Genomic DNA, 26,232 nt, shown 5'->3' with positions numbered 1-26,232 from the left:
GCGGGGCGATGTCCCGAAGACAGTTGAAGGTTGGGACGGCGGGTGCGGCATAGGTTAGGCAACCTTCCGATCATGGTCAATTGATTTCGAGCGTGACCGTTTCAAGGCCGCAGCGAGAATCCAGAGTTCATTCACGCCGAGGATTTTTCGGAAGTGCTTCTCAGCTTCCAGGAAGCCCGCGGCTGTCCAGCGCAACGCCATGTCGGCGTCGCGATAGCGCTTCACGCGCCCCGCGACACGGCGCACCGCGCCGTTGGGATTCTCGATGATGTTGGTCGTCGACAGCCCGCGCATGAGCGCCGGCGTCAGGCCCAGCTTGTTCACCGTGAAAGTTTCCTCCAGCCCCTCGAGCAGTGCGGCCGAGGCGTCCGGATAGTCGGCCTTGAGCCACGCCGCGTGCGTCTTGAGCTTGGCGATGCCATCGTCGGTCGACAACTTGTAGGCGGCCTTCATGATCGCGGCGGTTTGCGAAACGCTCTCCTTGGGCAGGCGCTCGAGGACGTTGCGCTGCTTGTGCACACGGCAGCGCTGCACGTGGGCGCGTTCGCCGAAGAACTCCTCGATGGCCGAGCGCAGCGCTTTGGAACCATCGATCACGAACAGGTATTCGCGATCCGCAGGCACGCCGCGCTCGATCAGTCCGCGCAACAGATCCTTGACGACCTGGGCGTTCTCACTCGACCCGCTCGCGAGACCCAGGAGGTGTTTCTCGCCGGGGCTGTCCACGCCGATAGCGGCGATGATGTGACGTGAGTCGACGATGATGCCGTCAAGGTAGATCGCCAGAAAGTCCTTGTCATCGAAGCGCCGCCCCATCAGCTCGGTGAGCGCCGTCTGGCTGGCCTTGATGAACTCGCGCGAGACGCTGCTCTTGGAGATGCCAACGGTGCCGGCCATCTCGGGCAGGACCTTGGCATATTTGCGCGTCGACACGCCCGTGACCATGATCTCGTGCACGCGCTCGGCGAGCCGCGGATTCTCGTTCAATTGCTCGTAGGCGGGGACCGGCACTTCGCCGCCGCCACGACGCCGAAGGCGCGGCCGCTTCACGTTCAACTTGCGTTCGTCCATCACAATCTGGCCTTGCTGCGAGCCGTGCCAGCGGATCTCGCCGCCTCTGCGGCCCGGATGCTTCTCGCCGGCGACTTCCGTCGCCGAGATCACCAGCAGTTGCTCGACAAGGCTACGGCCGGCTTCGTGCATCAACTCGTCGATGCTCGCGCGGGTGTTCTGAATCAGATCGAGCATGGGCAACAGGAGCTGACTGTTCTCGGCAAAACAGGCACGCAGTCCTTCCGGGTCCTGCTTGGGCACCACGTGCAACGGCGCGCTGGCGCTTTGGGGCTTCTTCTTGGTACGCTTCATTTGGCGGTTCTCCTTGGTTCCCTGTCCGGGAAGTTGGTCGTCGAAACCCGATTCTCTCGGATTTCCAACGGGGAACCGCCGCCTTCAACCTTCAACTACGCCCGGGACATTGCCCCGCGCGGGCTTTTTGGATCAGACGTACTGATTAAACCGGTGGCGGGCAGACCGCACCTTGATAAACCAGTTGATACGTGTAGTGCTTATCCCACGCCAGCGGGAGAGTACCCGGAATGAGCCATTCGGCGTAGTTGCCGGTCATTACACTGGGAGCAAATTGTGACATGCCTACGACTGCGATATTGACGGGCTGGCCATTCAATACGATTGGCGCATTCCCATACCATTCGAATTCGCTTCCGTTCTGGAACCAATCTCCGTTCCAGTGCTGAGTGGTGCCGTACCAAGTGTTATTAGATTGGAAGCAAACGCCCTGATTGGCATGCTGGCTACCGCCAGGAATGTAGTACGAGACAAAGGCCCAGTAGCCTACTGGCGATGTCTGTGCCTTGGCGCCGCTGATGCTTGCAATGGCAATACTCAGAGCAGTGAGCGAACGCGAAACTAGTTTCTTCATTTGCAATCCTCGTAAACTGATTGTTGGCGGATTGGATGTAATAAATCGTAACCGCGCCGGAAATGTACGACGAATCAGCTTATATGTAAACGACCTTTCCATTGGATCACCAGCGCCCATCACGCGTGATAATTCAAAGCCTCTAAATGCCTAAGCTACAACACTTAAGCCCCGCCTCAGTGAGGTGGCAGCGAAAGTGGCAACCATGCAGGTCGAGATCACGGCGCACGGACAAAAACAGTAGTTCGCAGCGCGGAAAGGGATACAAGTGGCCAAGGTACGCTCGACGTTTCTTACCGCTCATCCGTTATGTGTTTTCTGTCTGCGCGACGCTGGCATCACGGCGACGATCATCCTCGCGTACATCGAGCGACGCGTCGCGCTAGGTCGGAGGAATTCGTGCAATAGATGGGAACGGTGATGCGACGATAGACCCGTGGGCGACGAAGATGTTGACGGCGTTTGCGTTCCGTTACAGAACGATTGTTTGTTAAACTCAAATGCTCGCTCGCCTGTGTTTCCCCACACTCCGGAAAGCGATGCTGGGATCAGTCGGCTCCTGGCAGCGGCTGATCCAACACGCGTTTGAAGGTTGCCAGGCGATGTCACGGATAGGTAAGCACGACCTGGACGCAATGCGCCGACAAGGGGAAGCAAATCTCAGGTTACACACCACGCTCTACGAAGACGTGGTGTGATGCCGAGCGGCTCTCCAAGAGAAGGTCGTAACGTCAATGCAAGATATTCTTGGGCTCCCGGAGGACGGTCCGCAAAGCTAAGAATCTAGATGAAAAGAGAGGTTGTAAACCGAGACATGCTGCCAGATAACGGCCGCCGGAAAGATGCGTCCTGAGCCCGCCAGTCAGAAAAAGACAGCGGGCTTTTTGCGTTCTGATCCGTGCTTACTGCTCAGGGCTGGCGCCCGGAAACACATACGGGGCAGCGAGCGCGAATGAGAGCGCCACCCCTTCCGCTCGCCTGTGCGAATCCCCATTCCTCGGACGATGAGCCCGCGCAAAGACAATCTCTTCGCCGATGTCTTGCTCGCATGTGCAATGGCTCCCGCTGACCAGATGGGTTACTTCGCCGCACAAGACATCAGGGCGCATATACAGTTGATCACGGGGAAGGACTATCAAATTCCCAGTTTCTCAAAACACTTGAAGGAATTCTGCGAAGAAAAGCGTGGGCCGATTCTCAAGAAGATCGGAACGGCGCGTCGCTTCCGGTTTCGTTTCATTAATCCTCTTGCAGCCGTATGTCGTGATGCAGGGCTGTCTTACGGGCAAAGTGTCGCTCAGCTAAAGGACGCCCGGCGCGCGGCCGGGCAAGGGCTCCAACCGAACCGAGCGCCACGCGAGCGCTCGGTGCAGTATGGAAGATGTCTCGAGCAGATCAAGCTCGATAGCGAAGCGCTGTGTTTTGCTTGTGCCCATTCCCATCGCCGGCGCCAAGCGCGCGCGTCCAAAAACGCACATCCATTTTCCGGCATTGCCGTCACTTGCTGATGGCCGCCGCGCACGCAAACCGCGTGATTCCCGTTCGCCACATCTCCGCCCGAGTGCTCGCACTTGTTGCGAGAGGTGCGGTCCCGACTCGATTTGGAAAAGTCCCATCGCCCATGCGCGATACTGTACACATGTAATTGGATATACAGATCGACGCAAGCGGGACGTCAGAATATTAGGAGCCGGCCGCTTTTGATATTAGGAGCGGCGATTCCTGGACGTGCGACACTACCACGCGACAAGGCTCGCCGCCGATAATACATAAGTGACCATGCTGACCGTCCACCACCTCAACAACTCCCGCTCCCAGCGAGTGCTCTGGATGCTCGAAGAGCTCGGCGTCGAATACGAGCTGAAGCGCTATCAGCGCGATCCGCGCACCATGCTCGCGCCGCCCGAACTGCGCGCGGTGCATCCGCTTGGCAAATCGCCGGTCGTCACCGACGGCGATCTCACGCTCGCGGAGTCGGGCGCGATCATCGACTATCTGGTCGAGCGTTATGGCGATGGGCGCTTTTCGCCGCCGCCGGGCACGTCGGCCGAACGCGTGCGCTACAACTACTGGATGCATTACGCGGAAGGCTCGGCCATGCCGCCGCTTTTGCTCAAGCTCGTCGCGCGCCGGCTGGAAAGCGCGAAGATGCCGTTCTTCGCCAGGCCGATCGCGCGGCGCATCGCGCAGACGATGCAGAGCAGTTTTATCGATCCGCAATTGCGCCTGCACTTCGGCTATATCGAAGCGGAGCTTGCGAAATCGACGTGGTTCGCGGGCGAAACCTTCAGCGCCGCCGACGTCCAGATGAGCTTTCCGCTCGAAACCGGCGGCCAGCGCGCCGGCGCGAAATCGATGCCGCATATCCGCGCGTTTCTCGAACGCATTCACGCGCGGCCCGCGTACCAGCGTGCGCTCGAGCGCGGCGGGCGCTACGACTTCGCCACCTGACCGATACCTCGGGCGCGTTGCGTACAATGACTCGCACGCAACCACTCAGCCCAAAGGCGACGCATGGCCCGAATCGTTCCCGACGACTGGAAGAATCTCGACGCGACCGGCGCGGCGGCGCGCGAACTCGAAACGCTCGCGCTTCTCGAAAAGCTGCCCGAGGACTACACGGTCTATCACGGCGTGCACTGGACGCGCATCAACGAAGGGTTTTCCGTCTTCGGCGAGGCGGATTTCGTCGTGGTTGCGCCGTCGGGCCGCGTGCTGATGATCGAGATGAAGGCGGGTTTCCTGCGCGAAACCGGCGCCGGTCTCGTGAAGGTGTATCTGCAGAAGGAACGCAACGTCGCGATCCAGCTTGCGCGCACGCTGGAAAATCTGCATCGGCGCTTCACGGCGGCGTTCGGCGCGGGCACGTACCGGATCGAGGAATTGCTGTATTGCCCCGATTACACCGTGAAGAACGCCGCGATCGCGGGCGTCGCGCCGGCGCGCATCGTCGATGCGAGCCGCAAGTCGCAGCTTCCGCGCGTGGTGCTGGAGATTCTTCCGCCGGACGAGCCGCGCTTCGAAGCGGCGGCGCGCATCCATCATTTTCTCGCCGATGAACTCTCGCTCACGCCCGACACCAACGCGCTCGTCGGGGCCGCGAACACGCTTGTCACGCGCCTGTCGGGCGGGCTTGCGACCTGGGCGCGCCGGCTCGAATTCGAACCGTTTCGCCTGCGCGTGATCGCCACCGCCGGCGCGGGCAAGACGCAACTCGCCGTGCGCGTGATGCGCGAGTCGCTCGCACAAGGCAAGAGCGTGCTCTACGTGTGCTTCAACCGGCCGCTCGCCGACCATATCCGCGCCATCGCGCCGAAGGAAGCGAAAGTCGCGAACTACCATCAACTGAGCGCGGCGGTCGCGCGCGATGCGGGCAGCCCGCCCGATTTCAACCAGCCCAATGTCTTCGCGACCCTCGAAGAGCGTTTCGCCGCCGTGCCGGTGCCCGAGCACTGGAAGACCGACGTATTGATCGTTGACGAAGGTCAGGATTTTCAGGCGGCGTGGGTCGAGGCGCTCGAACGCCTGCTGAACCCGGACGGCGCGTGGTGGTGGCTCGAAGATCCGATGCAGAACCTCTATCTGCGCGAGCCGGTGCCGCTGCCGGGCTGGACCATCCTGCGCGAGACCACGAATTACCGCAGCCCGCGCGATCTGCTCGGCTTCATCCGCAAAATCGTCGGGCCCGAAGTGCGGCTCGATGCGGGCAGCCCGTTCGACGGCTCGGACGTCACGATATCGACCTACGAGGACGGTCATCCCGAAGAGATCGTCGAGGCGACCAAGCGCGCGATCACGCAGGCGCTGTCGCTCGGTTTTCGCAAGCAGGACATCGCCGTGCTGTCGTTCCGGGGCCGCGAGGGCTCGGCGCTCACGGCGGTCGATCACCTTGGCCCGCACCGGCTGCGGGCGTTCACCGGCACGTACGATCTGTTCGGCAATCCGGAATATCGCGAAGGCGACGTGCTGCTCGAATCGATCTATCGCTTCAAGGGGCAATCGGCGCCGTGCGTGATCCTCACGGAAGTCGATTTCGATGCGCTCGACGAGCAGGCCGCGCGCAAGATTTTCGTCGGCGCGACGCGGGCGACGATGAAGCTGATCGTGGTCGCATCCGGGCGCGCGGCCCGGGCCATCGAAGCGTTGCAGTAGCGCATGGCCGTCGCGAGCACCGATCCTTCACTCCGCGCCCACGAGGCGCGCCCCTGGTTCCGCCGTCTCTGGTACGCGACGCTGATCGCGCTCGCGGTCGCCCCGCCCATCGGCGCGGTCGGCTACATGCTGTATTCGGGCCTCGTCGCGCGCGAGACGCACCGGCTCGTCGTGCCCTACGACGTCTACTGGGACGCGGCGCAGTTGCAGGTCGCCTTCGAGCGTTTCGAGAATCACGTGCTGCTTTATCGCAACGGCATCGACGAGGACGCCAATGCCGTGCGCGTGAGCTATCGCCTGCTGCGTGCGCGGCTTTCGCAGGTGGCGGCGTCGGCGGTGTCGTCGGACGGTCAGGAAGCGCTGCTGAACCGGCAGCGCGAAATTCTGCGGCAGTTGCAGACGGCGCTCGATTCGATCGAAACCGACGTCGCCGGGCTTCATAACGACGAGCGCCAGCACACCTTGCGCGTGATCGGCGTGCTGCGCCAGAACGCGCCCGTCGTCGCGGAACTGGCGGGCGGGCGGCGTCTCATCGATATCGCCGAGCGCGAGGCGATCGTGCGCGACTTCGAGGCAAAGCGCCGCTATCTGATCTACGGCGGCATCGTGCTCGGGCTGCTCTCGGCGGCGGCGACCGTGCTGTTGCTGCTGAACGGCTATCGGCGCACGCGGCTCATCGAGCAGCAGCGGGCGGCGCTCGCGGCAGAGCATCAGGCGACGCGCGCGGCGCGTGAGGCCGGCGTCGCGAAGGACACGTTCCTCGGCATGATCAGCCACGAATTGCGCACGCCGCTGCACGCGATCGTCTCGTCGGTGGAACTGCTCGGCCTGAACGCGCGCGGCGAGCCGGATCGCAAGATCATGCAGCGCCTCGAAGCGGGCGCGCGGCATCTCGAAGCGCAGATGCGCGATCTCACCGATTACGCGCGTCTCGGCGCGGGCAAGCTGGAACTGCGCATGGCCGTGTTCGATCCGGTGGACCTGCTCGAATCCATCGTCGATGCGAACTCGCCCGCCGCGGGCGCGAAGGGGCTGGCGCTGCGCGGCGACTACGCGGGCGAGCGCGGGCCGATCGAATCAGACCCGCATCGCGTGCGACAGATCGTGACCAATCTCGTCACCAACGCGATCAAGTACACCGAGGCCGGTTCCATCGACGTGCACTTCGCGCGCACCGAAAAGCAGCTCCATATTTCCGTGATCGACACGGGACCGGGTATCGCGCGCGAGCAGTTGCCGCTGATCTTCCAGGAATTCACGCAGCTCGATTCGTCCAGCACGCGGCGCTTCGACGGCGCGGGCATGGGGCTCGCGGTCGTGCGCGGGCTCGTCGATCTGCTGGGCGGCAAGATCGAGGTGTCGAGCGAAGTGGGACAGGGCGCCGCGTTTCGCGTGAGCCTGCCGGCGGCATCGGCTGCGCATCTGCCCGAGCGCGGCAAGCAGGACGCGCATGCGCCCGAACTGCGCAGATCGCGCGTGCTCGTGATCGACGACCACGAGTCGATCCGCGATTCGCTGAGCGAGATGCTCACGCATCTGGGTTATTCGGCCGTCGCGATGCCGGATGTCGACAGCGCGCTCGCGTGGCTGCGCGCCAACGACGCCGACGTCATCCTCGCCGACCTGCACATGCCCGGCAAGGACGGCTACTCGTTCGCGAACGAATACCGCGCGCGCAGTGCGCCGGGCGCGAGCGTGCCGATCATCGCGGTGAGCGCGTACGCACCCGAACTCGTGGACCCGAGCGCGGTGGTGCTGTTCTTCGATTATTTGCTGAAGCCGGTGCGCTACGAAGTGCTGAAGGACGCCGTGCACCGCGCGGTCACGGTGCGCCGGCGCGCCGCGTGAAGTGTTGCGCAGACTCTAACTGCGCATCAGCCGCTTGGAAAGATCCGCGACCAGAATGCCGAGCCGCGCGGGCTTCTCGAAACAGGCCACGTTGTAATCGCGGATGACCTGGCTGATCTCCGATTCGCTCGCCTTGCCGGTGGTGAGCTCGCCCGTCAGCACGAAAACCGGCGCATCCGGGTTGTCCGACTCGCGCACCGCGCGGATCGCGTCCGCCGACGTATGCACGCCGAACAGCCAGTCGATCACGACGGCGTCGAACACCTGCGTCTGCAGCGCCTCGCGGAAGGCGTCGAGGCCGTAGAAGGCCATCGCCGCGAAGCCGGTGGCTTCGAGATAATCGTGCAGATTGTCGGCGGAGGCGTGATCGTCGTCGACCACGGCGATCACGGGTTTGTCGGTGTCGGGGCGGCGCGGCTGGATTTCGATCTTGTGGACGTCGCTGGCCGCGTGCAGCAGCACGCCTTCGTGCTTCGTGACGATCCAGCGGCCGTTCAGTTTCTGCGCGATGAAGTCCGGGCGGCTGCCCGCTTCGAGCGCATTGCCGACCCACGCCATGCACGGAATTTCGAGCGAACCGAGCTTGAGCACGGCGTCGTGCGCGGTGCCTTCGGTTTCGTCGGGGCGCGTGTTGATCGAATCGAACAGCTTGAGCGCGGGCTCGTCGAAGGCGTCGGCAACGCGGCGAATCTGCGCGAGCGTCCACGGACTGTTGCCGCGCAATTTGCGATGGCCTTGCGAAAAACTCAGGTCGAGGATGCGGCACAACTCGGCGGTCTGCTGCCGCTTTCCGATGCCGTGACGGGCCATGAGTTCGCGCACGCGTTCGGCGACGGCGAGCGATTCCGAGGAAGACGTTTCAGTGACCATACTGCCAGTCGGATGCGTGAAAGTGAGACCGCTAGGGCGAGGTTCGGCGCGTGGCGCGCGACGTTGAGCGCGGTCGATCCGACATTGTAAACGGCGCGGGCGGCCGCGCTCAAAAAGGCCTTGGCGGACCGCGCGCAACGCCTTGATCTTACTGACGAAACGGGCCGTCGCGCCGTTCGCTGGCGCGCAGTTCGCAAGCTGCGGCGCGCGCTTTCACATCGCGTCGATGACCGCGTCGACGAGTTCGCGCGGCGTGCTGAAGGCGCCCGGCGCTGCGGCGAGCGCGGCAAGCCGGTTGTCGATCAGCAGCGATGCGAGCCCATGCACGTGCGCCCACGCCGACGCCATCGCGACCGCCTGATCCGGACTCATCGCGCCGAATGCGCTCTGGCTGCCCGGCGCGATATCGGGCGCGGAATCGAATACATCGGCGAGACCGGCCGCCGACATGCGCCGCGCTTCGACGAGCGAGGGCCGGTCCGTATCGAGCAATTCGTTGCGCGACATCAGCCGGAACAGGTCGGGATTCGCGACGGCGAAATCGATATAGCCATGCGCGGTCGCGTGGCCGCGTTCGGCGCCGGCTTCGACGCCCGCCGCGCGCGCGCGCATCGATTGCGCGAGCCGCCGATGCCCGCTCGCCGCAAGCTCGGCGAGCACGCCGGACGTATCGCCGAAGTGATGCTGAGGCGCGGTGTGGGACACACCCGCCTCGCGCGCGATGGCGCGCAGCGTGAGCCCGCGCAAGCCGTCGCGGCGCAGGACGGTTTCCGCCGCGTTCAGGAGCGCATCCGGCAGCGAGCCGTGATGGTAGGGATGCGGCGCGTTCTCCGCCGCCTTCGCGGGGCGGCCGCGTTTTCTTGCGGGCGTGGGGTTCTGCATAGGAATGAAAACTCGCTGGTCGATCAATCTTTACAATGGAAATTTATATTGACGGATGTGAGCGCGAAAGTCAAAATCTTTCCAACGTAAAGATTAGCGGCGACAAGCGCTTCGATGCGAAAGCCAGGCGCGAATGCCGCAAAACTTCCGATCAATCGCATTACGGTTCACAGGAGAACGATCATGTCCTTTCAAGATATTTTGCTGGGTACGCCTACCTGGGTTTGGGTGCTGCTGGCGGTGCTGGTTTCGCGCGGCATGAAGGCGATGAAAGGTGGCACAGCGCCGCTGTCGAAGCTGGGCATCGTGCCGGCGATCTTCGCCGGCTGGGGGTTGCTGCACCTTCTGTCCGACCACGCGACCGGCTGGGACACGGCGCTGATGTGGGTGGCGGGCGGCGCGCTGGGCGTGGGCATCGGCGCGGCGATCGCAAAGCGAAGCGGCCTGACCGTGGACCGGACGCTGCGCACGGTCACGCTGCCCGGCTCGGCGGTGCCGCTCGTGCTGATCCTGCTGACTTTCGCGATGAAATTCTGGATCGGCTTCGAACTCGCGACGTCGGCGCACCTTGGCGTGGATTCGACCTTCGTCGTGCTCAACGGCCTCGTGTCCGGCGTGGTGGCGGGAATCTTCGCGGGGCGCTTCCTGATCTACTGGCTGGCGCTGCGCCCCGAAGCGACGCCCATGCTGGAACGGCTCTAAGCGGGCCGCACCGCGGTGGTTCGCATCACGCCATCGCGGGCACGGCGGGAATGTCGTCGAGGAGCGTCGAGAGTTCGCTCCTCGCATCGCGTCCACTGAATTCACGCAGTGTCGCGAGCAGCGTGCGCCACGGCGCGGGCCAGCGGGTTTCGCGCACGCAGCGCCCGTTGGCGTCGGTGATGCGCAGCACGGTGGTGTCGGGAAAGTAGGTGAGTGTGACGGGCATGCCGTCGAGTACACAGGTGGCGGTGCAGGCTTTCGGTGTGAACATGCTTTATTGGATGAGTTTTTGTCGTATGAGGCGCAAGCCTTGAGCAATGCGCGTGCCAGCGGCCGCGCGCGCTAGCCCCGACGCCGTTCCATCGGCGCGATCCGAAGCAAAGTTCGTCAATGTTGAAAGGAGTATTGTCCAAAATCACGACAATTGACGGGTTTTAGCCAGCTACACTGCCAGCATCACTGACAGGAGGCTGCCGTGCTCGTCGCTGTTCTTTTTGTTTGTCCGATAGGCGTCGCCGCACTTTTTGGCTTCGCGATCGTCGCCGACAGACATTTCAAAGATTCGAATCCCGCCAAGCGGACGATGTAGCGTCTCAAGCGATCCGCTTTTGCTATCGAACGATCGCCCTTTCGAATTGTTGCGCTATTGCTGCCGGTCTATAGTGCCTCTCACGGCATAGAACCCGAAGCAGACGAACAACGAAAGGAGACGAATCCATGAACCTTATCGACCTGAGCGGGCGCGTCGCGATCATCACGGGCGGCGCGCGCGGCATCGGCCTCGCGACCGCGGAACGCGCGCTCGAATCCGGCGCCGAGGTTGCGCTCTGGGACGTCGACAGCGAGCGCCTTGCGCGCACGCGCGCCGAACTCTCGGCGAAGCACGGCGAGCGCACGATCAGCGAGGCCGTCGTCGAGCTGACCGACGAATCGTCCGTGGACGCCGCCGTGAAAAAGACGCTCGCCGCGCACGGCAAGATCGACGTGCTCGTCAACAATGCGGGCATCACCGGCGGCAACGGCACGACCTGGGAGCTTGCGCCCGACGTATGGCGGCGCGTCATCGACGTCAATCTGATCGGGCCTTATCTGACCTGCCGCGCGGTCGTGCCGCACATGCTGAAGGCGGGCTACGGGCGCATCGTGAATATCGCGTCGATCGCGGGCAAGGAAGGCAATCCGAACGCGTCGCATTACAGCGCCTCGAAGGCCGGGCTGATCGGCCTCACGAAATCGCTCGGGAAGGAGCTTGCGGGCAAGAACATCCTCGTGAACGCCGTCACGCCCGCCGCCGCGAAGACCGAAATCTTCGATTCGATGTCGCAGCAGCACATCGACTACATGCTTTCCAAAATCCCGATGAACCGCTTCCTGATGCCGCAGGAGGCCGCTTCCCTCATTCTCTGGCTCTCGTCCGAAGACTGCGCGTTCAGCACCGGCGCCGTGTTCGATCTGTCCGGCGGACGCGCGACGTACTGACGCCCTCATCGGGAGAAAGCACATGAACCATTCCGCACCGCCGGAAGGGGCGGTCACGTCGCGTGTCATGCGCCGTCTGCTGCCTTTTCTGCTGCTCATGTACGTGCTGGCGTTTCTGGACCGCGCGAATATCGGTTTCGCGCAGAAAGCCTTGCAACAGGACACCGGCCTGAGCAATACCGCGTTCGCTTTCGGCGCGGGCGTGTTCTTCGTCGGCTACGCACTCTTCGAAGTGCCGAGCAATCTGCTGCTGCACCGCGTCGGCGCGAAGCTGTGGATGTGCCGCATCATGGTGACGTGGGGCCTCGTCTCGGCGGCGATGGCCTTCGCGCATTCGGCCACGACGTTCTATGCACTGCGCTTTTTGCTCGGCGTCGCCGAAGCGGGATTCTTTCCGGGCATCGTCTATTACCTGACGCGCTGGTTTCCGCAATCGTCGCGGGCTCGGGCGCTGGGCGTCTTTTACTTCGGCGCGCCGCTCGCGTTCATCTTCGGCGCGCCGTTGTCCGGTCTGCTGCTCGATCTGCATGGCGCATTCGGCGTGAAAGGGTGGCAATGGCTCTTTCTCGTCGAAGGCCTGCTGGCGTCGATCGTCGGCGTGTGGGCGTTCTGGTATCTCGACGACGATCCCGCGAAGGCGCGCTGGCTTTCGCATGACCAGCGCGCGTTGCTCGTCGCCCGCCTGGCCGACGATGCGCGCGCCGCGTCGTCGCACGGGCCGCGCAGTGTGCTCGCGGCGCTCGTCGATGCGCGCGTGCTCGTGCTGTGCTGTGTGTACTTCCTGATCCAGGCGGCGGTGTACGGCGTCGTGTTTTATCTGCCGCAGCAGGTGTCCGCGCTGCTCGGCACGAAAGTGGGCTTTCGCGTCGGGCTCGTGACCGCGTTGCCGTGGATCGCGGCGGTGATCGTCACGTGGATCGTGCCGCGCCACGCCGATCGCACGGGCCGGCATCGCCTGTACGCGGCGGCGCTGCTCACGATCTCGGGCGCCGCGATCGCGGTCTCCGGCCTGTCCGGCGTCCCGGCGGTGTCGCTCATCGCGCTGTGCTGCGCGGCGAGCGGCTTCATCGCGGCACAGCCGCTTTTCTGGACCTTCCCGACGCGCTATCTGACGGGCGCGGCGGCTGCGGCCGGCATCGCGCTCATCAATTCGCTCGGCGGGCTCGGCGGCTTTTTTGCGCCGATGGCCCGCACCGCCGCCGAAGCCGCGTTCCATTCGACGAGCGCGGGCCTCATGGTGCTCGCCGGCGCGAGCGTGCTTGCGGCGATCGTCATCGTCTTCGTGGTGCGCACGCCGCAACGTCATTCGATTCCGGGCCGCGAGGCCGCCAACGCATCCTGATCCGAAGGAGAACCAACATGTCCATGCCGACCATCAAGCAGGTGCGCGCCTTCACGGTCCGAGGCGGCGGCGCCGATTACCACGACCAGGGCGCCGATCACTGGATCGACGATCACATCGCCACGCCGATGGCGCGCTATCCCGAATACCGCAAGAGCCGCCAGTCGTTCGGACTGAACGTGCTCGGCTCGCTCGTCGTCGAGATCGAGGCGAGCGACGGCACGGTCGGCTTCGCGGTGACGACAGGCGGCGAGATCGGCGCGTTCATCGTCGAGAAGCATCTCGCGCGCTTTCTCGAAGGGCAGCGCGTGACCGACATCGAAAAGATGTGGGATCAGATGTACAACGCGACGCTCTATTACGGGCGCAAGGGCATCGTGCTCAACGCGATTTCAGGCGTCGATCTCGCGCTGTGGGACCTGCTCGCGAAGGTGCGCAAGGAGCCGGTGTTTCATCTGCTCGGCGGACCCGTGCGCGACGAACTGCAGTTCTACGCCACCGGCGCGCGCCCGGACCTTGCGAAGGAAATGGGCTTCATCGGCGGCAAGATGCCCTTGCAGCACGGCCCGGCGGAAGGCGAGGAAGGGCTCGCGAAAAACATCGCGAAACTCGCCGATATGCGCGCGAAGGTCGGCGGCGATTTCTGGCTCATGTTCGATTGCTGGATGAGCCTCGATCTCAACTACGCGAAGCGCCTCGCGAACGCGGCGCGCGAGCATGGGCTGAAGTGGATCGAGGAAGCGCTGCCGCCCGACGACTACTGGGGCTACGCGGAACTGCGCCGCTCCGTGCCGGCCGGCATGATGGTGACGACCGGCGAGCACGAAGCGACGCGCTGGGGCTTTCGCATGCTGTTCGAGATGGGTTGCGCGGATCTCGTGCAGCCGGATGTCGGCTGGTGCGGCGGCATCACGGAACTCATCAAGATTTCGGCGCTCGCGGACGCGCACAACGTGCTCGTCGTGCCGCACGGATCGTCGGTGTACAGCTATCACTTCGTCGTGACGCGCCACAACTCGCCCTTCGCCGAATTTCTGATGATGGCGCCCAAGGCCGATCAGGTCGTGCCGATGTTCACGCCGCTCCTGCTCGACGAACCCGTGCCTGTGAACGGCCGCATGAAAGTGCCGGAGACGCCCGGCTTCGGCGTGCGGCTGAATCCGGAATGCGCGCTGACGCGGCCCTACACGCACTGACGCCCATCGGGTGAGGTCCTGAAACTGTGACAGTTTGAGACAGATACGGCGGTCCGAAGGCAATCGTAAGACTTATGATTTCCGGGCAGTCGATTGGATGTTCGAAGTAAATCTGTCTCAAAAGGAAATCACTCGAATGGCAGCGTTATCCCACAAATGGTCGGCGCTCGTAACCGCGACCTGCCTCGCTTTCGGTCTGTCGTCGGCGTATGCGGCCAATCCGCCCGCGGCGGCTGCGGCGCAGCTTCAATGGCCGCGCGAACTCGACACGTCCACGCAGCGCATCGAAATGTATCAGCCTCAGATCGAGCAATGGAACGGCAATCGCATCGCGGGACGCGCGGCGGTGGCCGTGGGCGCGGCGAGCGGCACGGCCTCGCCGACCTACGGCGTCGCGCAATTCACCGCCGACGCCGATATCGACAAGTCATCGGGTCTCGTTCACTTGAGCAACATCACGATCGGCGATGTCAGCGTGCCGACCGATCCGGGCGTCGCGAACAGCGTGAAGAGCGCGATCGTCGCGCATTTGCCGGCGCACGGCATGACCGTGTCGCTCGACGAGTTGCAGACGAGCTACGCGGTATCGAAGCAGGCCGGCGGCACGGAGAAGATCGCGGTGCAGAACCCGGTGCCGAGCATCGTGTTCGCGTCCGCGCCGACGATGCTCGTGATGATCGACGGCAATCCGGCCTGGCGCGATGTCGGCGGGACGATTTATCAGCGCGCCATCAATAGCCGCGCGATGCTGCTGAAAGACGGCGGCGGCCATGTCTATGTGAGCGCGGGCGGCTACTGGTACGCGGCGCAATCGGCGAACGGTCCGTGGGCCGTGCTCGGCGAGACGCCGCAGGCGCTCACCGACGCGGCGAAAAAGGCCGACGCCGCGCAGAAAGCCGACGCGATGCTGCCGCCAAGCGGCAAGCGCGCGACGCAGCCGCCCGCCGTGCTGATCGCCACGCAGCCAACGGAACTCGTCGTCACCGATGGCCCGGCCAAGCTCGAACCGGTCGCGGGCACCGGCTTGCTGACCGTGACGAACACGGACCATGCGGTGTTCGTCGAGCCGCAGACCAATCACTACTATGTGCTGGTGTCGGGACGCTGGTTCGCCGGGTCGTCCGACAAGGGGCCGTGGCAGTACGTCGCGGGCCAGGACTTGCCGAAGGATTTCGCGAAGATTTCGCCGCGGGACCCGAAGGGCAACGTGCTCGTATCGGTGCCGGGCACGCCGCAGGCGAAGGAAGCGGCCATCGCCGCGACCATTCCGCAGACCGCGACCGTCTCGCGCGCGAAGGCGCACCTGAGCGTCGCGTATGACGGCTCGCCGCACTTCCAGTCGATCGAAGGCACGCCGCTGCAATACGCGGTGAATACGGCGACGCCGGTCATCGAAGTGAATCGCTCGCAGTACTACGCGGTGCAGAACGGCGTGTGGTTCGCGGCCGCCGCGCCGGGCGGCCCGTGGGCGGTCGCCGCCGAAGTCCCCAGCGTCATCTACACGATTCCGGTTCAGTCGCCGTTGCATTACGTGACCTACGTGCGCGTCTATTCGGCGACGCCGGAGGCGGTGGTCGTCGGCTACACGCCGGGGTACATGGGCGTCGTCGTGGACAATAGCGGCACCGTGGTCTACGGAACGGGCTATGCGTATCAGCCATATGTCGGCGAGACGGTCTACTACGGTGCGCCGCCGACCTACGGCTACAACGCGGGCTTCGCGATGGACGCCGCCGTGGGCTTCGCGTTCGGTTTCGCCGCCGGTGCGATCTGGGGCTCGTCGGCGCCATACTGGGGCCCGTATTGGGGCGGATACTATGGCGGCGGCGGCTGGGGCAACGTCAATATCAACCAGGCGAACTTCTATAGCCGCTGGGGCAATGGCACCGTCACGCACGCGACGGGCTACAACCCGTGGACCGGCACCGAATGGCGCGGCACGGCGGGCGCGGGCTGGAATCCGGCGACGGGCGCGCACTGGCAAGGCAGCCGGGGCGCGGCGTTCAATCCGTATTCGGGCAACTTCGCGGCGGGGCGTCAGGGCTCGTTCGCGAATCCGCTGACGGGCCGCGAAGGCGCGGGCCGCGCGGGTGTCGTCGGCAATGTGCACACCGGCAACTATGCGGCCGGGCGCGAAGGCGTGGTGGCCAACCCGGTCACGGGTCGCGCGGCGGCGGGACGCGCGGGCATTGCGGGTAACGCCTACAACGGCAACTACGCGGCGGGCCGGCAGGTCGCTGGTTACAACGCGCAGACGGGCCGCGCGGGCGTCGCGGAGCGGGGCGTGACCGGCAACGTGCAGAATGGGACCGCGCAGGCCGTGAACCGGGGCATCGTCACGAACAAGTCGCGCGGCAATGCGGTTGCCTGGAATAACGGCGATGTCTACGCCGCGCACGACGGCAACGTCTATCAGCACTCGCAGGACAACGGCTGGCAGCAGCATACGTCCAATGGCTGGCAGCCGGTCGATCACAACAACGCGGCGCTGAACAGCAATCTCGACCAGATGCGCCAGTCGCGCGACGGCGGCGAGCAGCGCTTCAACAATCGCTTCGGCGGCGGTGGCGGCGGTGGCTTCCACGGCGGCGGAGGCGGCGGTTTTCACGGAGGCTTCCGACGCTAGGCGCGCATAGACCAACGCGGATGCCGGCGCGCGCCGTCATCCGCCCGACAAGGAGGAGACACATGCTTCTGGAAAACAAAGTGGTCGTGGTGACGGGCGGTTCGCGCGGTATCGGCCGGGCGATTGCGCTCGCGAGCGCGCGCGAAGGCGCGGATGTCGCGATCAACTACTGGCGCGATAACGATAGCGCGTACGGGAAGGCCTCGGCGGTGGAATCGATCGTCGGCGAGATCGAGGCGCTCGGACGCCGCGCGATCGCGGTCGAAGGCAACGTCGCCGAGCGAGAGACGGGCATCGAATTGATCGCGCGCACCGTCGAGGCGTTCGGCCGCGTCGATGTGCTGTCGAGCAACGCGGGCATCTGTCCGTTTCACGCGTTTCTCGACATGCCGGCTTCGGTGTACGAAACCACCGTCGCGGTGAACCTGAACGGCGCGTTCTACGTCGCGCAGGCCGCCGCCAACCAGATGAAGGCGCAGGGCACGGGCGGCGCGATCGTCGCCACGAGTTCGATCAGCGCGCTGGTCGGCGGCGGCATGCAGACGCACTACACGCCGACGAAAGCGGGCGTCCATTCGCTGATGCAATCCTGCGCGATCGCGCTGGGGCCGTACGGCATCCGCTGCAATTCGGTGATGCCCGGCACCATCGCGACCGACCTCAACGCGGACGATCTCGCCGATCCCGGCAAGCGCGCCTACATGGAAAAGCGCATTCCGCTGGGCCGCCTAGGCGCGCCGGACGACGTCGCGCAATGCGTCGTGTTTCTCGCCTCGGACCGCGCGCGCTATGTGACGGGCGCGTCGCTGCTCGTCGATGGCGGGCTGTTCGTCAATCTGCAATAGCGGGAAGCGAGGCCGCCGAGTATTTCCGCAGCAGCGCGATGAAGTACTCCGCCGGCTCGCTCAACGTCTCGAACTTGCGCCGCAGCAGCCCGAAACCCGACAGACGCTTGCCGATTTCGATCGGCAGTTCGACTAGCAACTGCGCGCGCAGATAGTCGCGCACGACGGATTCGGGCAGCATCGCGACGGCCTCGCTGTTCTGCAGCAGTTGCAGCGTCGCGAAGATCGAAGCGCACTCGACGATATCGGCGGGCGTCGTCAGCCCGGCGCGCGCGAGTTCGTCTTCGAAGAGTCCGCGCGCGGGGCTCGTGATCGGCTGCAGAATCCATGGCCAGCTCACGAGCGTGTCGAGCGCGAGCGCCGCCTTGTCCGCGAGCGGATGCCCCGCGCGCACGACGAGCCGCATCGCCTCGCGCGCGAGCGGTTCGAAGTCGAAATCGTTGTGCTGCAAGGGCGTGGTCAGCCGGCCCAGCGCGAGATCGACTTCGCGGCGATGCAGCAATTGCACGACCTGATCGCTCGTCTCGCCCAGAATGCGCACGTTCAGGAGCGGCCGCTCCGACTTCAGTTCGGCGACCGCCATCGCCAGCACGTCGGGCGCGGCGCCCATGATCGCGCCAACGGTCAGTTGCCCGTGGCCGCCGCGCCGCTTGGCATCGAGATCGTCGGCGAAGCGCGTGAGATCGGCGAGCGAACGGCGCGCGTAGGCGAGCGCGGCGGTGCCGAGCGGCGTCGGCTGCATGCCGCGCGCATTGCGCTCGAAGAGCAGAAAGCCGAACGCCTCCTCGATATCCGCGAGCATGCGGCTCGCGCTCGGCTGCGCGACGTTGATCGTCTCGGCGGCCTGATGCAGATTGCGCGCGTCGTCCAGCGCGACCAGCAGCGCCAGATGCTTGAACTTCAGGCGGTTGACCAGCGCATTCGGCGACACACTTTGGGACACGTTTTGATTCATTCGACAGTCCGTGCGAAACCGCGCGAAGATACGGCGCAGCGATACGTTTTTGCGATCGGCCAATCCTGCATTCGGATTGTCGTGTTATCGGTCGGCGAATTATAGTCGCAGCACAACGAGTCCCGGACAGAGGATTCACCCAACAAAACGAGGCGGGCCGCCATGGAGACAGTGGCATTTCGCATGACCCTGAAGCCGGGCATGCGCGAGGAATACGAGCAGCGTCACCGCGAAATCTGGCCGGAACTGGCCGATGCGCTGCGCGCCGCGGGCATCCGCGATTACTGGATCTTTCTCGACGAATCGACCGGACATCTCTTCGCCAGCTACAAGCGCACCGAAACGCATACGACGGATTCGCTTGCCGCGCTGCCCGTCATGCGCAAGTGGTGGGACCACATGGCCGAACTGATGGAAACGCATGCGGACAACGCGCCCATTGCGACGCCGCTCGCGCCGGTCTTTCATCTTCCCTGAAACGTTCGCCTCTTTCGCGAGGAACGCCACATGCAGGTCGTCGATCCGCATATCCACTTGTGGGATCTGTCCACGCACCATTACCCCTGGCTCGCGAATCCGCAGACGTCGTTCGTCGGCGATGCGCGCGACTTGCGGCACGATTATCTGCTCGCCGATCTGCTGCGCGACGCAGAGGATGTCGAAATTCTGAAGCTCGTGCATGTGGATGCGAATCACGATCCCACCGATCCGGTCGAGGAAACGCGCTGGCTGCAAGGCATCGCCGATCAGGAGGGCATGCCGAACGGCATCGTCGCGGGCGCGGATCTGTCGGCGGACAACGCCCAGCACGTGCTCGAAGCGCACGCGGCGTTCGCCAATACGCGCGGCATCCGCCAGATTCTCAACGTGCATGACGACAAGCTTTACGACTACGTCGGACGCCACTACATGCGCGAGCCGCAATGGCGCAAGAACTTCGGGCTTCTGAAGCGCTACGGCCTGTCGTTCGACCTGCAGCTTTATCCCGCGCAGATGGAAGAGGCCGCGCTTCTCGCCCGCGAACATGCCGACACGCAGTTCATCGTCAATCATGCGGGCATGTTCGTCGATCGTGATTCCACATCTGGATTCAGGGCGTGGCGCGACGGCATGCGCCTGCTTGCCGCCTGCCCGAACGTCGCGGTGAAGCTGAGCGGCTTCGCGATGTTCGATCACGACTGGACCATCGAGAGCCTGCGCCCGTACGTGCACGAAACCATCGACACGTTCGGCAGCGAGCGCGCGATGTTCGCATCGAATTTTCCGGTGGATCGCTTGTTCGGCACGTACCCGGCGTTGTGGAACGCGTATGCGCGGATCGTCGGCGGCGCGAGCGACAGCGAGAAAGAGGCGCTCTTCGTGCGCAATGCGGAGCGGATTTACCGCATCTAGGGAGACAAGGAATGACGCCAAGACTCGAACTCAGGCGCGCCAGCAAATCGTTCGGCCGTGTGCGCGCGCTCGGCGACGCCAGCCTGCAACTCTTTCCGGGTGAAGTGCACGCGCTGCTCGGCGAGAACGGCGCGGGCAAATCGACGCTCGTCAAACTGCTCGCGGGCGTGTATCAGCCCGATGCGGGCGAACTGCTCGTCGAAGGCGTGGCGCGGCGTTTCGCGAGTCCCGCCGAGGCGCGCGATGCGGGCATCGCCGTGATTTATCAGGAGCCGACGCTGTTCGCGGATCTCTCCATCGCGGAAAACATTTACATGGGCCGGCAGCCGCGCGACCGCTTCGGGCGCATTCGCTACGACGCGATGCATCGCGAAGTGGATGCGCTCCTGTCTTCGCTCGGCGTGAATTTGCGCGCTCAGCGGCTCGTGCGCGGGCTGTCGATCGCGGATCAGCAAGTGGTCGAGATCGCCAAGGCGCTGTCGCTCGATGCCAACGTGCTCATCATGGACGAGCCGACTGCCGCGTTGTCCTTGCCGGAGGTCGAGCGCCTGTTCGCGATCGTGCGCGCCCTGAAGGAGCGCGACGTGGCGATTCTCTTCATCACGCATCGGCTCGACGAAGTGTTCGCCCTCACGCAGCGCATGACGATCATGCGCGACGGCATGAAGGTCGATGACGCGCTCACGCAGGACATGACGATCGACGCGATCGTGAGCAAGATGGTCGGCCGCGATCTCGATACCTTCTATCCGAAAGCCGACGTGACGCCCGGCGACGTGCGCCTTTCGGTGCGCAATCTCACGCGCGAAGGCGTGTTCAAGAACGTGTCCTTCGATGTGCGCGCGGGCGAGATCGTCGCGCTGGCGGGACTCGTCGGCGCGGGGCGCAGCGAAGTCGCGCGCGCGATCTTCGGCATCGATCCCGTCGATGGCGGCGACGTGAAGATCGCGGGCAAGACGCTCGCGCTCGGACGTCCCGCCGCCGCCGTGCGCGCCGGCCTCGCGCTCGTGCCGGAAGACCGCCGCGCGCAAGGGCTCGCGCTCGAACTGAGCATCGCGCGCAATGCGTCGCTGACCGTGCTCGGACGCCTGATGCGCCACGGCTTCATCACCGCCAAAAGCGAATCGGCGCTCGCGGCGGACTGGGGCGCGCGCCTGCGCCTGAAAGCGAGCGATCTCGATGCGCCCGTCGGCACGCTCTCGGGCGGCAATCAGCAGAAAGTCGTGCTCGGCAAGTGGCTCGCGACGAAGCCGAAGGTGCTCATCATCGACGAGCCGACACGCGGCATCGATGTCGGCGCGAAAGCGGAGGTGTATCGCACGCTCGCGGAACTCGTGAAGGAGGGCATGGCCGTGCTGATGATTTCGAGCGAACTGCCCGAAGTGCTCGGCATGGCGGACCGCGTGCTCGTGATGCACGAAGGCCGTATCAGCGCGGATATCGCCCGCGCGGAGGCGAACGAGGAACGCGTGATGAGCGCCGCACTGGGCGCCTCAACTAACGCACTGGGGCGCGCGGCATGATGACACGACATTCCCCGACACTGCCCGCGATGCCCGCCGCCGACACGAAACGCGAAAGCCTCGCGGTTTCGATCGCGAAGAGCCGCGAACTGACGCTCTTCATCGTGCTGCTCGTGCTGATCGGCGCGACGGCGGCCGTGAAGCCCGACTTCCTCAATCTGCAGAATCTGCGCGACGTGCTGCTCAACGTATCGATCATCGGCCTGCTGACGGCGGGCATGACGATCGTGATGCTGATGCGGCATATCGATCTCTCGGTGGCGTCGGTGGTCGGCGTGAGCGCGTACGCGGTCGGCAGCCTCTTCGTGATGTTCCCGCACATGCCGGTGTTCGTCGCGATGCTCGCGGGCATGGGCGTCGGGCTTGCGATCGGCGCGCTGAACGGCGTGCTCGTCACGTTCGGGCGGGTTCCTTCGCTCGTCGCGACGCTCTCGACGCTCTATACCGTGCGCGGCGCAGATTACGCCTGGGTCCACGGCGGCCAGATCAACGCGACGAGCCTGCCCGATGCGTTCGCCGCCATCGCGACGGGCTCGCTCCTGGGCGTGCCGAATCTCGTGCTGATTGCGTTCGTGGTGCTGGTCGCGCTGTCGGTGTATCTGAAGCAGTATCGCGGCGGGCGCGAGCATTACGCGATCGGCTCGAACCCGGAAGCCGCGCGGCTCGCGGGCATCCGCGTCGACCGGCGCGTGATGATCGGCTTTCTGCTGTCCGGCGCGATCGCGGGCCTGGCCGGCGTGCTGTGGCTCGCGCGCTTCGGCACCGTCGATGCCAGCACGGCGAAGGGCATCGAATTGCAGGTGGTCGCGGCGGCGGTGGTTGGCAGCGTGGCGATCACGGGCGGCGTCGGCACCATCGCGGGCGCGACGCTCGGCGCGCTCGTGCTCGGCGTCATCAACATCGCACTGGTGGTGCTGCGCGTGTCGCCGTTCTGGCAGCAGGCGATTCAAGGCGCGCTGATCGTCGCGGCGATTGCGCTCGATACCTTGCTCGCGCGGTCCGTCGCGCGCCGCATGATGAGGAAACGCGATCATGGCTAAACCCGACTCCGCTTTGTCTGTGGCGAAGCGCCGCCATCTGCAATGGGAAGCGATGCTCGCCATCGTGCTCGCCGTGTCGCTGATCGGCGGGCGCGTGTTGTCGCCGATGTTCCTTTCGTCGGCGAATATCTCCAACATGCTCGCCGACTTCACCGAAATCGCACTGATCGCGCTGCCGATGACGCTCATCATCGTCGCGGCGGAGATCGATCTGTCGGTGGCGTCGGTGCTCGGCGCATCGAGCGCGCTGATGGGCGTGCTGTGGCACATGGGCCTGCCCATGCCGCTCGTGATCGTCCTCGTGCTCCTGTTCGGCGCGCTCGCGGGCTTCCTGAACGGGCTCGTGATCGTGCGCTTCAACCTGCCGTCGCTCGCGGTGACGATCGGCACGCTCGCGCTGTTTCGCGGTCTCGCGTACGTGCTGCTCGGCGATCAGGCGATCGCGGATTTTCCCGCTGCGTACACGGCATTCGGCATCGATACGATCGCTGGTTCGTTCCTGCCGATGCCCTTCGTGCTCGTCATCGCGGGCGCGATCGTTTTCACGGTCCTTTTGCAGGCGACGCCGTTCGGCCGCAGCCTTTACGCGATCGGCGCGAATCCGACGGCCGCGCAGTTTTCGGGCATCGATGTGGCGAAGACCAAGCTGAAGCTCTTCATGATGTCCGGCGCGATGGCCGCGCTCGCCGGCATCGTCTACACGCTGCGCTTCACGAGCGCGCGCGGCGACAACGGCGAGGGCTTCGAGCTTTCTGTGATCGCGGCGGTGCTGTTCGGCGGCGTGAGCATCTTCGGCGGACGCGGCTCGATGATCGGCGTGCTGCTGTCGCTCGTCATCATCGGCGTGTTGCGCAATGCGCTGACGCTCGCGGACGTATCGAGCGAAACGCTCACGATCGTCACGGGCGCGCTGCTGCTGTCGTCGGTGCTGATTCCGAACCTCGTCGCGCGCTGGCGGGCGGCGCGCGAGAAGCGTCTGATGCTGGCGCAGACGCCGTAGTTCAGATGTTGTCCGTGGATAACCAGCGCACTCATGCGCAATGACAGGAGACTTTTCGACATGAAAAACCCCATTCGATGCGTGCGCGGCCCGGCGCTGGCGGCGGCCTTTCTCGCCGCGACCGTCGCGCTGACGGCGAGCGCCGCGGATATCAAGAGCGGCCTGAAGATCGCCTTCTTGCCGAAGCAGATCAACAACCCGTACGAAGTCATCGCCGACGACGGCGGCATGGCCGCGATCAAGGAATTCAAGGGCGACGGCAAGGTCGTGGGGCCGTCGGACGCGGGCGCGTCGTCGCAGGTGAGCTATATCAACACGCTCATCACGCAGCGGCAGAACGCGATCGTGATCGCGGCGAACGATGCGAACGCGGTCGTGCCGTATCTGAAGAAGGCGATGTCGCAGGGCATCAAGGTCGTGACCTTCGATTCCGACACCGCGCCCGATGGCCGGCAGATCTTCGTGAACCAGGCCGATTCGGAGGCGATCGGACGCGGGCAGATTCAGTTGCTGTCGAAGCTGATCGGCGGCGAGGGCGAATTCGCGATTCTCTCCGCGACGCCGAACGCGACGAATCAGAATACGTGGATCAAATGGATGCAGGAGGAGTTGAAGAAGCCCGAATATTCGAAGATGAAGCTTGTGAAGATCGCCTATGGCAACGACGACGATCAGAAGTCGTTCGTCGAGACGCAGGGCCTGCTGCAGGCGTACCCGAACCTGAAGGGGATCGTCGCGCCGACATCGGTCGGGATCGCGGCGGCGGCGCGGTATATCTCGAGCTCGCCGTCGAAGGGCAAGGTCGTGGTGACGGGACTCGGCACGCCGAACCAGATGCGCGCGTTCGTGAAGAACGGCACCGTGAAGGCGTTCCAGTTGTGGGACCCGGGCCAGTTGGGTTATCTGGCGGCGTTCGCAGCGGCGAATCTCGCATCGGGAACGATCACCGGCAAGGAAGGCGATTCGTTCGATGCGGGCAAGCTCGGCAAGCGCACCGTGGGCAAGAGCGGGGAAGTGATCCTCGGACCGCCGACGACGTTCGATGCGGCGAATATCGATCAGTTTAATTTCTGAGCAAGCGCGCCCGATCGCCCCGCCTTGAGCGGGGCTTTTTTGCGCTCGATCACTTCACCGTCTGCCCGCTCCTCAACACCTGCACGGCCGTCGCCGACTCGAACTTCGCGTGCACGGCATCGCCCGCCTTCAGCCCGGCGAGCGAGACATCCGGCGCGACGTCGAGCGTCACCGTGCGGCTCGGTCCGCGCAAGGTCACGCTCCGCTTTTTCGTGTCGATGCGCTCGATCGTCCCGATCACCTCGACGACGCGCGCCTGCGCCATCACACCGCCGGATGCCGGAATCGCCGCTTCGGTGTCGATGCGCTGGCGGATGCCGTCCGATTTCACCTTCGAGACGCGCACGAGCAGCGCGGCGCGATAGTCGATGTTGACGATATCGCCGAGCTTCAGCTTCTTGACATCGCCGATCTCCGGATTGACCGCCACCTCGGCGACACGTCCCTGAGGGCCTTGCAGCGACACGCTGTTGGTCACGGGATCGATGCCGACCACGCGCGCCTGCACCTGCACGACGGCCGCCGCGCCGCGCGCATCAGGGCCCGATGCCGCGTCCTGAGCCAGGGCGCTGCCCGCCGCGGTGAAAGCAAGCGCCGCGCACGCCGCCAGAATCCTGATTGCGCGACGCGGCCGTTGAGTTGACGAGCGAATCATGCGTTGCCTCCTTGTCTTGAGATGGCGCTTCGATGAACGTGAGCGCCGCGGCTTTTAGCGGCGCGATTTCGACAGCAAATGTCCGAGCCCGAGATTGGTCGCGATCTGCCAGATATAAACGCGCGAGTAACGCACGCCGTAGCGCCGCTCGATCAACTCGCGCAGGCGCGCGTTGGTCCAGGTGGCGCTTTCGAAGCCGTGCTCGCGGGCCGATCCCTGCAAGGCGGCGGCGATCCAGTCGAGCGCTTCCCGGTCGAGCACCGACGCGCGCCCGCCGACGCCCATCTGCGCGAGCGCGTCGAGGCCGCCCTCGGCGACGATCGCCTTGTAGCGCCGCACCGTCTGCACCGACAGATGCAGCGCGTCGGCCACCGTATCGACCGATGCGCCATCGAGCAGCATTCGCCCAGCCGTCATGCGTCGCATCACGCTCGGCAGTGTTTTCGGATGGGTGTGCATCGCGCGCGCCGCTCGAATGGTTCGGATTACATGCGAACCGCCCAATACGTCAGGCGCGGCACGGCGAGCCGCAAGCCGTATCCGGCGCTCGTCCCTGCGCCGGCCCGTACGCCGGCCCATATGCAGGCCAGCACGCCGGCTGATGCGCGCGGAGAGCGGGTGCAACGTTGCGGCGTCCGTATGCGTTCATGCGTGCCCCCTTGTCGAATGGAGACGGCGGGACTTGATCGGGCGTGCTTGACGTCAGGTCGAT

Annotated in this window: 24 protein-coding genes; 16 read left to right on the top strand and 8 right to left on the bottom strand. The window is 64.7% G+C overall.

Features of this window, described 5'->3' with window-relative positions; translation table 11 throughout:
• Nucleotides 1–54: 54 nt before the first annotated feature.
• Together LY284_RS19555 and LY284_RS19550 are read right to left on the bottom strand one after the other, a co-directional pair.
• Nucleotides 55–1,365, bottom strand: a complete 1,311-nt coding sequence (locus LY284_RS19555; protein ID WP_008345072.1) for an IS256 family transposase — start codon at nucleotides 1,363–1,365, stop codon at nucleotides 55–57.
• 145 nt (nucleotides 1,366–1,510) lie between these two features.
• Nucleotides 1,511–1,939, bottom strand: a complete 429-nt coding sequence (locus LY284_RS19550; protein ID WP_233387677.1) for a hypothetical protein — start codon at nucleotides 1,937–1,939, stop codon at nucleotides 1,511–1,513.
• Between the two features lie 1,004 nt (nucleotides 1,940–2,943).
• Between LY284_RS19550 and LY284_RS19545 the strand changes: the two genes are divergently transcribed.
• From LY284_RS19545 to LY284_RS19530, 4 genes are all read left to right on the top strand, one after another.
• Entirely contained in the window at nucleotides 2,944–3,447 is a 504-nt protein-coding gene (locus LY284_RS19545) for a hypothetical protein (protein WP_233387676.1), read from the top strand.
• A 271-nt stretch (nucleotides 3,448–3,718) separates the two neighbouring features.
• Nucleotides 3,719–4,390, top strand: coding sequence for a glutathione S-transferase family protein (locus LY284_RS19540; RefSeq protein ID WP_045454557.1), 672 nt, complete (start codon nucleotides 3,719–3,721; stop codon nucleotides 4,388–4,390).
• 63 nt (nucleotides 4,391–4,453) lie between these two features.
• Nucleotides 4,454–6,091 carry an ATP-binding domain-containing protein gene (locus tag LY284_RS19535; protein ID WP_233387675.1) on the top strand — a complete coding sequence of 546 codons (1,638 nt, stop codon included), beginning with the start codon at nucleotides 4,454–4,456 and terminating at the stop codon, nucleotides 6,089–6,091.
• Between the two features lie 3 nt (nucleotides 6,092–6,094).
• The gene (locus LY284_RS19530; RefSeq protein WP_233387674.1) at nucleotides 6,095–7,939 is read left to right on the top strand and encodes an ATP-binding protein; all 1,845 of its coding nucleotides are present in this window, start codon (nucleotides 6,095–6,097) and stop codon (nucleotides 7,937–7,939) included.
• A gap of 15 nt (nucleotides 7,940–7,954) precedes the next feature.
• On the opposite strand, the gene LY284_RS19525 is transcribed toward LY284_RS19530, so the two are convergent.
• Both LY284_RS19525 and LY284_RS19520 read right to left on the bottom strand, forming a co-directional pair.
• Nucleotides 7,955–8,809: a helix-turn-helix domain-containing protein gene (locus LY284_RS19525; RefSeq protein ID WP_014251005.1), complete on the bottom strand. Its 855-nt coding sequence runs from the start codon at nucleotides 8,807–8,809 to the stop codon at nucleotides 7,955–7,957.
• Between the two features lie 213 nt (nucleotides 8,810–9,022).
• Entirely contained in the window at nucleotides 9,023–9,691 is a 669-nt protein-coding gene (locus LY284_RS19520; protein WP_233387673.1) for a TetR/AcrR family transcriptional regulator, read from the bottom strand.
• Between the two features lie 183 nt (nucleotides 9,692–9,874).
• On the opposite strand from LY284_RS19520, the gene LY284_RS19515 reads away from it, so the two are divergent.
• Nucleotides 9,875–10,393: a DUF6622 family protein gene (locus tag LY284_RS19515; protein ID WP_077158546.1), complete on the top strand. Its 519-nt coding sequence runs from the start codon at nucleotides 9,875–9,877 to the stop codon at nucleotides 10,391–10,393.
• A 25-nt stretch (nucleotides 10,394–10,418) separates the two neighbouring features.
• On the opposite strand, the gene LY284_RS19510 is transcribed toward LY284_RS19515, so the two are convergent.
• The gene (locus LY284_RS19510; RefSeq protein ID WP_014251002.1) at nucleotides 10,419–10,664 is read right to left on the bottom strand and encodes a hypothetical protein; all 246 of its coding nucleotides are present in this window, start codon (nucleotides 10,662–10,664) and stop codon (nucleotides 10,419–10,421) included.
• 446 nt (nucleotides 10,665–11,110) lie between these two features.
• Between LY284_RS19510 and LY284_RS19505 the strand changes: the two genes are divergently transcribed.
• The 5 genes from LY284_RS19505 to LY284_RS19485 all read left to right on the top strand — a co-directional run bounded on the left by LY284_RS19505 (nucleotide 11,111) and on the right by LY284_RS19485 (nucleotide 17,881).
• A complete protein-coding gene (locus tag LY284_RS19505) occupies nucleotides 11,111–11,872 on the top strand; it encodes an SDR family NAD(P)-dependent oxidoreductase (protein WP_233387672.1) in 762 nt (253 codons plus the stop codon).
• 22 nt (nucleotides 11,873–11,894) lie between these two features.
• Nucleotides 11,895–13,214, top strand: a complete 1,320-nt coding sequence (locus LY284_RS19500; RefSeq protein WP_233387671.1) for an MFS transporter — start codon at nucleotides 11,895–11,897, stop codon at nucleotides 13,212–13,214.
• A 17-nt stretch (nucleotides 13,215–13,231) separates the two neighbouring features.
• Nucleotides 13,232–14,410: an L-rhamnonate dehydratase gene (gene rhmD / locus LY284_RS19495; protein ID WP_233387670.1), complete on the top strand. Its 1,179-nt coding sequence runs from the start codon at nucleotides 13,232–13,234 to the stop codon at nucleotides 14,408–14,410.
• A gap of 136 nt (nucleotides 14,411–14,546) precedes the next feature.
• Entirely contained in the window at nucleotides 14,547–17,036 is a 2,490-nt protein-coding gene (locus tag LY284_RS19490; protein ID WP_233387669.1) for a carbohydrate-binding family V/XII, read from the top strand.
• Nucleotides 17,037–17,098: 62 nt separating this feature from the next.
• Nucleotides 17,099–17,881 (top strand): SDR family NAD(P)-dependent oxidoreductase, encoded by a 783-nt coding sequence (locus LY284_RS19485; RefSeq protein ID WP_233387668.1) that lies wholly within the window; start codon nucleotides 17,099–17,101, stop codon nucleotides 17,879–17,881.
• On the opposite strand, the gene LY284_RS19480 is transcribed toward LY284_RS19485, so the two are convergent.
• Nucleotides 17,868–18,836: a LysR family transcriptional regulator gene (locus LY284_RS19480; RefSeq protein ID WP_255724427.1), complete on the bottom strand. Its 969-nt coding sequence runs from the start codon at nucleotides 18,834–18,836 to the stop codon at nucleotides 17,868–17,870. The two genes, LY284_RS19485 and LY284_RS19480, sit on opposite strands and share 14 nt — an antisense overlap.
• 162 nt (nucleotides 18,837–18,998) lie before the next feature.
• Between LY284_RS19480 and rhaM the strand changes: the two genes are divergently transcribed.
• The 6 genes from rhaM to rhaS are packed head-to-tail and all read left to right on the top strand — an operon-like array spanning nucleotide 18,999 to nucleotide 24,865.
• Nucleotides 18,999–19,313, top strand: a complete 315-nt coding sequence (rhaM, locus tag LY284_RS19475) for an L-rhamnose mutarotase (protein WP_053569524.1) — start codon at nucleotides 18,999–19,001, stop codon at nucleotides 19,311–19,313.
• A gap of 30 nt (nucleotides 19,314–19,343) precedes the next feature.
• Nucleotides 19,344–20,228 (top strand): amidohydrolase, encoded by an 885-nt coding sequence (locus LY284_RS19470; protein ID WP_233387667.1) that lies wholly within the window; start codon nucleotides 19,344–19,346, stop codon nucleotides 20,226–20,228.
• 11 nt (nucleotides 20,229–20,239) lie between these two features.
• Nucleotides 20,240–21,751, top strand: a complete 1,512-nt coding sequence (locus LY284_RS19465) for a sugar ABC transporter ATP-binding protein (RefSeq protein ID WP_233387666.1) — start codon at nucleotides 20,240–20,242, stop codon at nucleotides 21,749–21,751.
• On the top strand, nucleotides 21,751–22,791 hold the full coding sequence (locus LY284_RS19460) for an ABC transporter permease (protein WP_375294291.1): 1,041 nt from the start codon (nucleotides 21,751–21,753) through the stop codon (nucleotides 22,789–22,791). Before LY284_RS19465 ends, LY284_RS19460 begins: the two co-directional genes overlap by 1 nt.
• Entirely contained in the window at nucleotides 22,784–23,791 is a 1,008-nt protein-coding gene (locus LY284_RS19455) for an ABC transporter permease (RefSeq protein WP_014250991.1), read from the top strand. The genes LY284_RS19460 and LY284_RS19455 overlap by 8 nt, the downstream gene beginning before the upstream one ends.
• 60 nt (nucleotides 23,792–23,851) lie before the next feature.
• Nucleotides 23,852–24,865, top strand: a complete 1,014-nt coding sequence (gene rhaS, locus LY284_RS19450; RefSeq protein ID WP_014250990.1) for a rhamnose ABC transporter substrate-binding protein — start codon at nucleotides 23,852–23,854, stop codon at nucleotides 24,863–24,865.
• 49 nt (nucleotides 24,866–24,914) lie between these two features.
• Here rhaS and LY284_RS19445 read toward each other — a convergent pair whose 3' ends face one another.
• Together LY284_RS19445 and LY284_RS19440 are read right to left on the bottom strand one after the other, a co-directional pair.
• Nucleotides 24,915–25,520 carry a copper-binding protein gene (locus LY284_RS19445; protein ID WP_233387665.1) on the bottom strand — a complete coding sequence of 202 codons (606 nt, stop codon included), beginning with the start codon at nucleotides 25,518–25,520 and terminating at the stop codon, nucleotides 24,915–24,917.
• A gap of 54 nt (nucleotides 25,521–25,574) precedes the next feature.
• Nucleotides 25,575–25,979 (bottom strand): helix-turn-helix domain-containing protein, encoded by a 405-nt coding sequence (locus LY284_RS19440; RefSeq protein ID WP_014250988.1) that lies wholly within the window; start codon nucleotides 25,977–25,979, stop codon nucleotides 25,575–25,577.
• Nucleotides 25,980–26,232 lie beyond the last annotated feature (253 nt).

It is taken from the genome of Caballeronia sp. PC1 (assembly GCF_021353155.1).
Taxonomy (GTDB): domain Bacteria; phylum Pseudomonadota; class Gammaproteobacteria; order Burkholderiales; family Burkholderiaceae; genus Caballeronia; species Caballeronia cordobensis.
This window is presented reverse-complemented; position numbering and strand designations above follow the sequence as displayed.

Bases quoted from the DNA above. Each gene is read 5' to 3' on its own strand.
- rhmD (WP_233387670.1), top strand. From the start codon at position 13,232: ATGTCCATGCCGACCATCAAGCAGGTGCGCGCCTTCACGGTCCGAGGC.
- LY284_RS19540 (WP_045454557.1), top strand. From the start codon at position 3,719: ATGCTGACCGTCCACCACCTCAACAACTCCCGCTCCCAGCGAGTGCTC.
- LY284_RS19490 (WP_233387669.1), top strand. From the start codon at position 14,547: ATGGCAGCGTTATCCCACAAATGGTCGGCGCTCGTAACCGCGACCTGC.
- LY284_RS19530 (WP_233387674.1), top strand. From the start codon at position 6,095: ATGGCCGTCGCGAGCACCGATCCTTCACTCCGCGCCCACGAGGCGCGC.
- LY284_RS19480 (WP_255724427.1), bottom strand. From the start codon at position 18,836: ATGAATCAAAACGTGTCCCAAAGTGTGTCGCCGAATGCGCTGGTCAAC.
- LY284_RS19460 (WP_375294291.1), top strand. From the start codon at position 21,751: ATGACACGACATTCCCCGACACTGCCCGCGATGCCCGCCGCCGACACG.
- LY284_RS19440 (WP_014250988.1), bottom strand. From the start codon at position 25,979: ATGCACACCCATCCGAAAACACTGCCGAGCGTGATGCGACGCATGACG.
- LY284_RS19555 (WP_008345072.1), bottom strand. From the start codon at position 1,365: ATGAAGCGTACCAAGAAGAAGCCCCAAAGCGCCAGCGCGCCGTTGCAC.
- LY284_RS19550 (WP_233387677.1), bottom strand. From the start codon at position 1,939: ATGAAGAAACTAGTTTCGCGTTCGCTCACTGCTCTGAGTATTGCCATT.
- LY284_RS19525 (WP_014251005.1), bottom strand. From the start codon at position 8,809: ATGGTCACTGAAACGTCTTCCTCGGAATCGCTCGCCGTCGCCGAACGC.
- LY284_RS19470 (WP_233387667.1), top strand. From the start codon at position 19,344: ATGCAGGTCGTCGATCCGCATATCCACTTGTGGGATCTGTCCACGCAC.
- LY284_RS19515 (WP_077158546.1), top strand. From the start codon at position 9,875: ATGTCCTTTCAAGATATTTTGCTGGGTACGCCTACCTGGGTTTGGGTG.
- LY284_RS19520 (WP_233387673.1), bottom strand. From the start codon at position 9,691: ATGCAGAACCCCACGCCCGCAAGAAAACGCGGCCGCCCCGCGAAGGCG.
- LY284_RS19445 (WP_233387665.1), bottom strand. From the start codon at position 25,520: ATGATTCGCTCGTCAACTCAACGGCCGCGTCGCGCAATCAGGATTCTG.
- LY284_RS19505 (WP_233387672.1), top strand. From the start codon at position 11,111: ATGAACCTTATCGACCTGAGCGGGCGCGTCGCGATCATCACGGGCGGC.
- LY284_RS19500 (WP_233387671.1), top strand. From the start codon at position 11,895: ATGAACCATTCCGCACCGCCGGAAGGGGCGGTCACGTCGCGTGTCATG.
- LY284_RS19545 (WP_233387676.1), top strand. From the start codon at position 2,944: ATGAGCCCGCGCAAAGACAATCTCTTCGCCGATGTCTTGCTCGCATGT.
- rhaM (WP_053569524.1), top strand. From the start codon at position 18,999: ATGGAGACAGTGGCATTTCGCATGACCCTGAAGCCGGGCATGCGCGAG.
- LY284_RS19455 (WP_014250991.1), top strand. From the start codon at position 22,784: ATGGCTAAACCCGACTCCGCTTTGTCTGTGGCGAAGCGCCGCCATCTG.
- LY284_RS19535 (WP_233387675.1), top strand. From the start codon at position 4,454: ATGGCCCGAATCGTTCCCGACGACTGGAAGAATCTCGACGCGACCGGC.
- rhaS (WP_014250990.1), top strand. From the start codon at position 23,852: ATGAAAAACCCCATTCGATGCGTGCGCGGCCCGGCGCTGGCGGCGGCC.
- LY284_RS19465 (WP_233387666.1), top strand. From the start codon at position 20,240: ATGACGCCAAGACTCGAACTCAGGCGCGCCAGCAAATCGTTCGGCCGT.
- LY284_RS19485 (WP_233387668.1), top strand. From the start codon at position 17,099: ATGCTTCTGGAAAACAAAGTGGTCGTGGTGACGGGCGGTTCGCGCGGT.
- LY284_RS19510 (WP_014251002.1), bottom strand. From the start codon at position 10,664: ATGTTCACACCGAAAGCCTGCACCGCCACCTGTGTACTCGACGGCATG.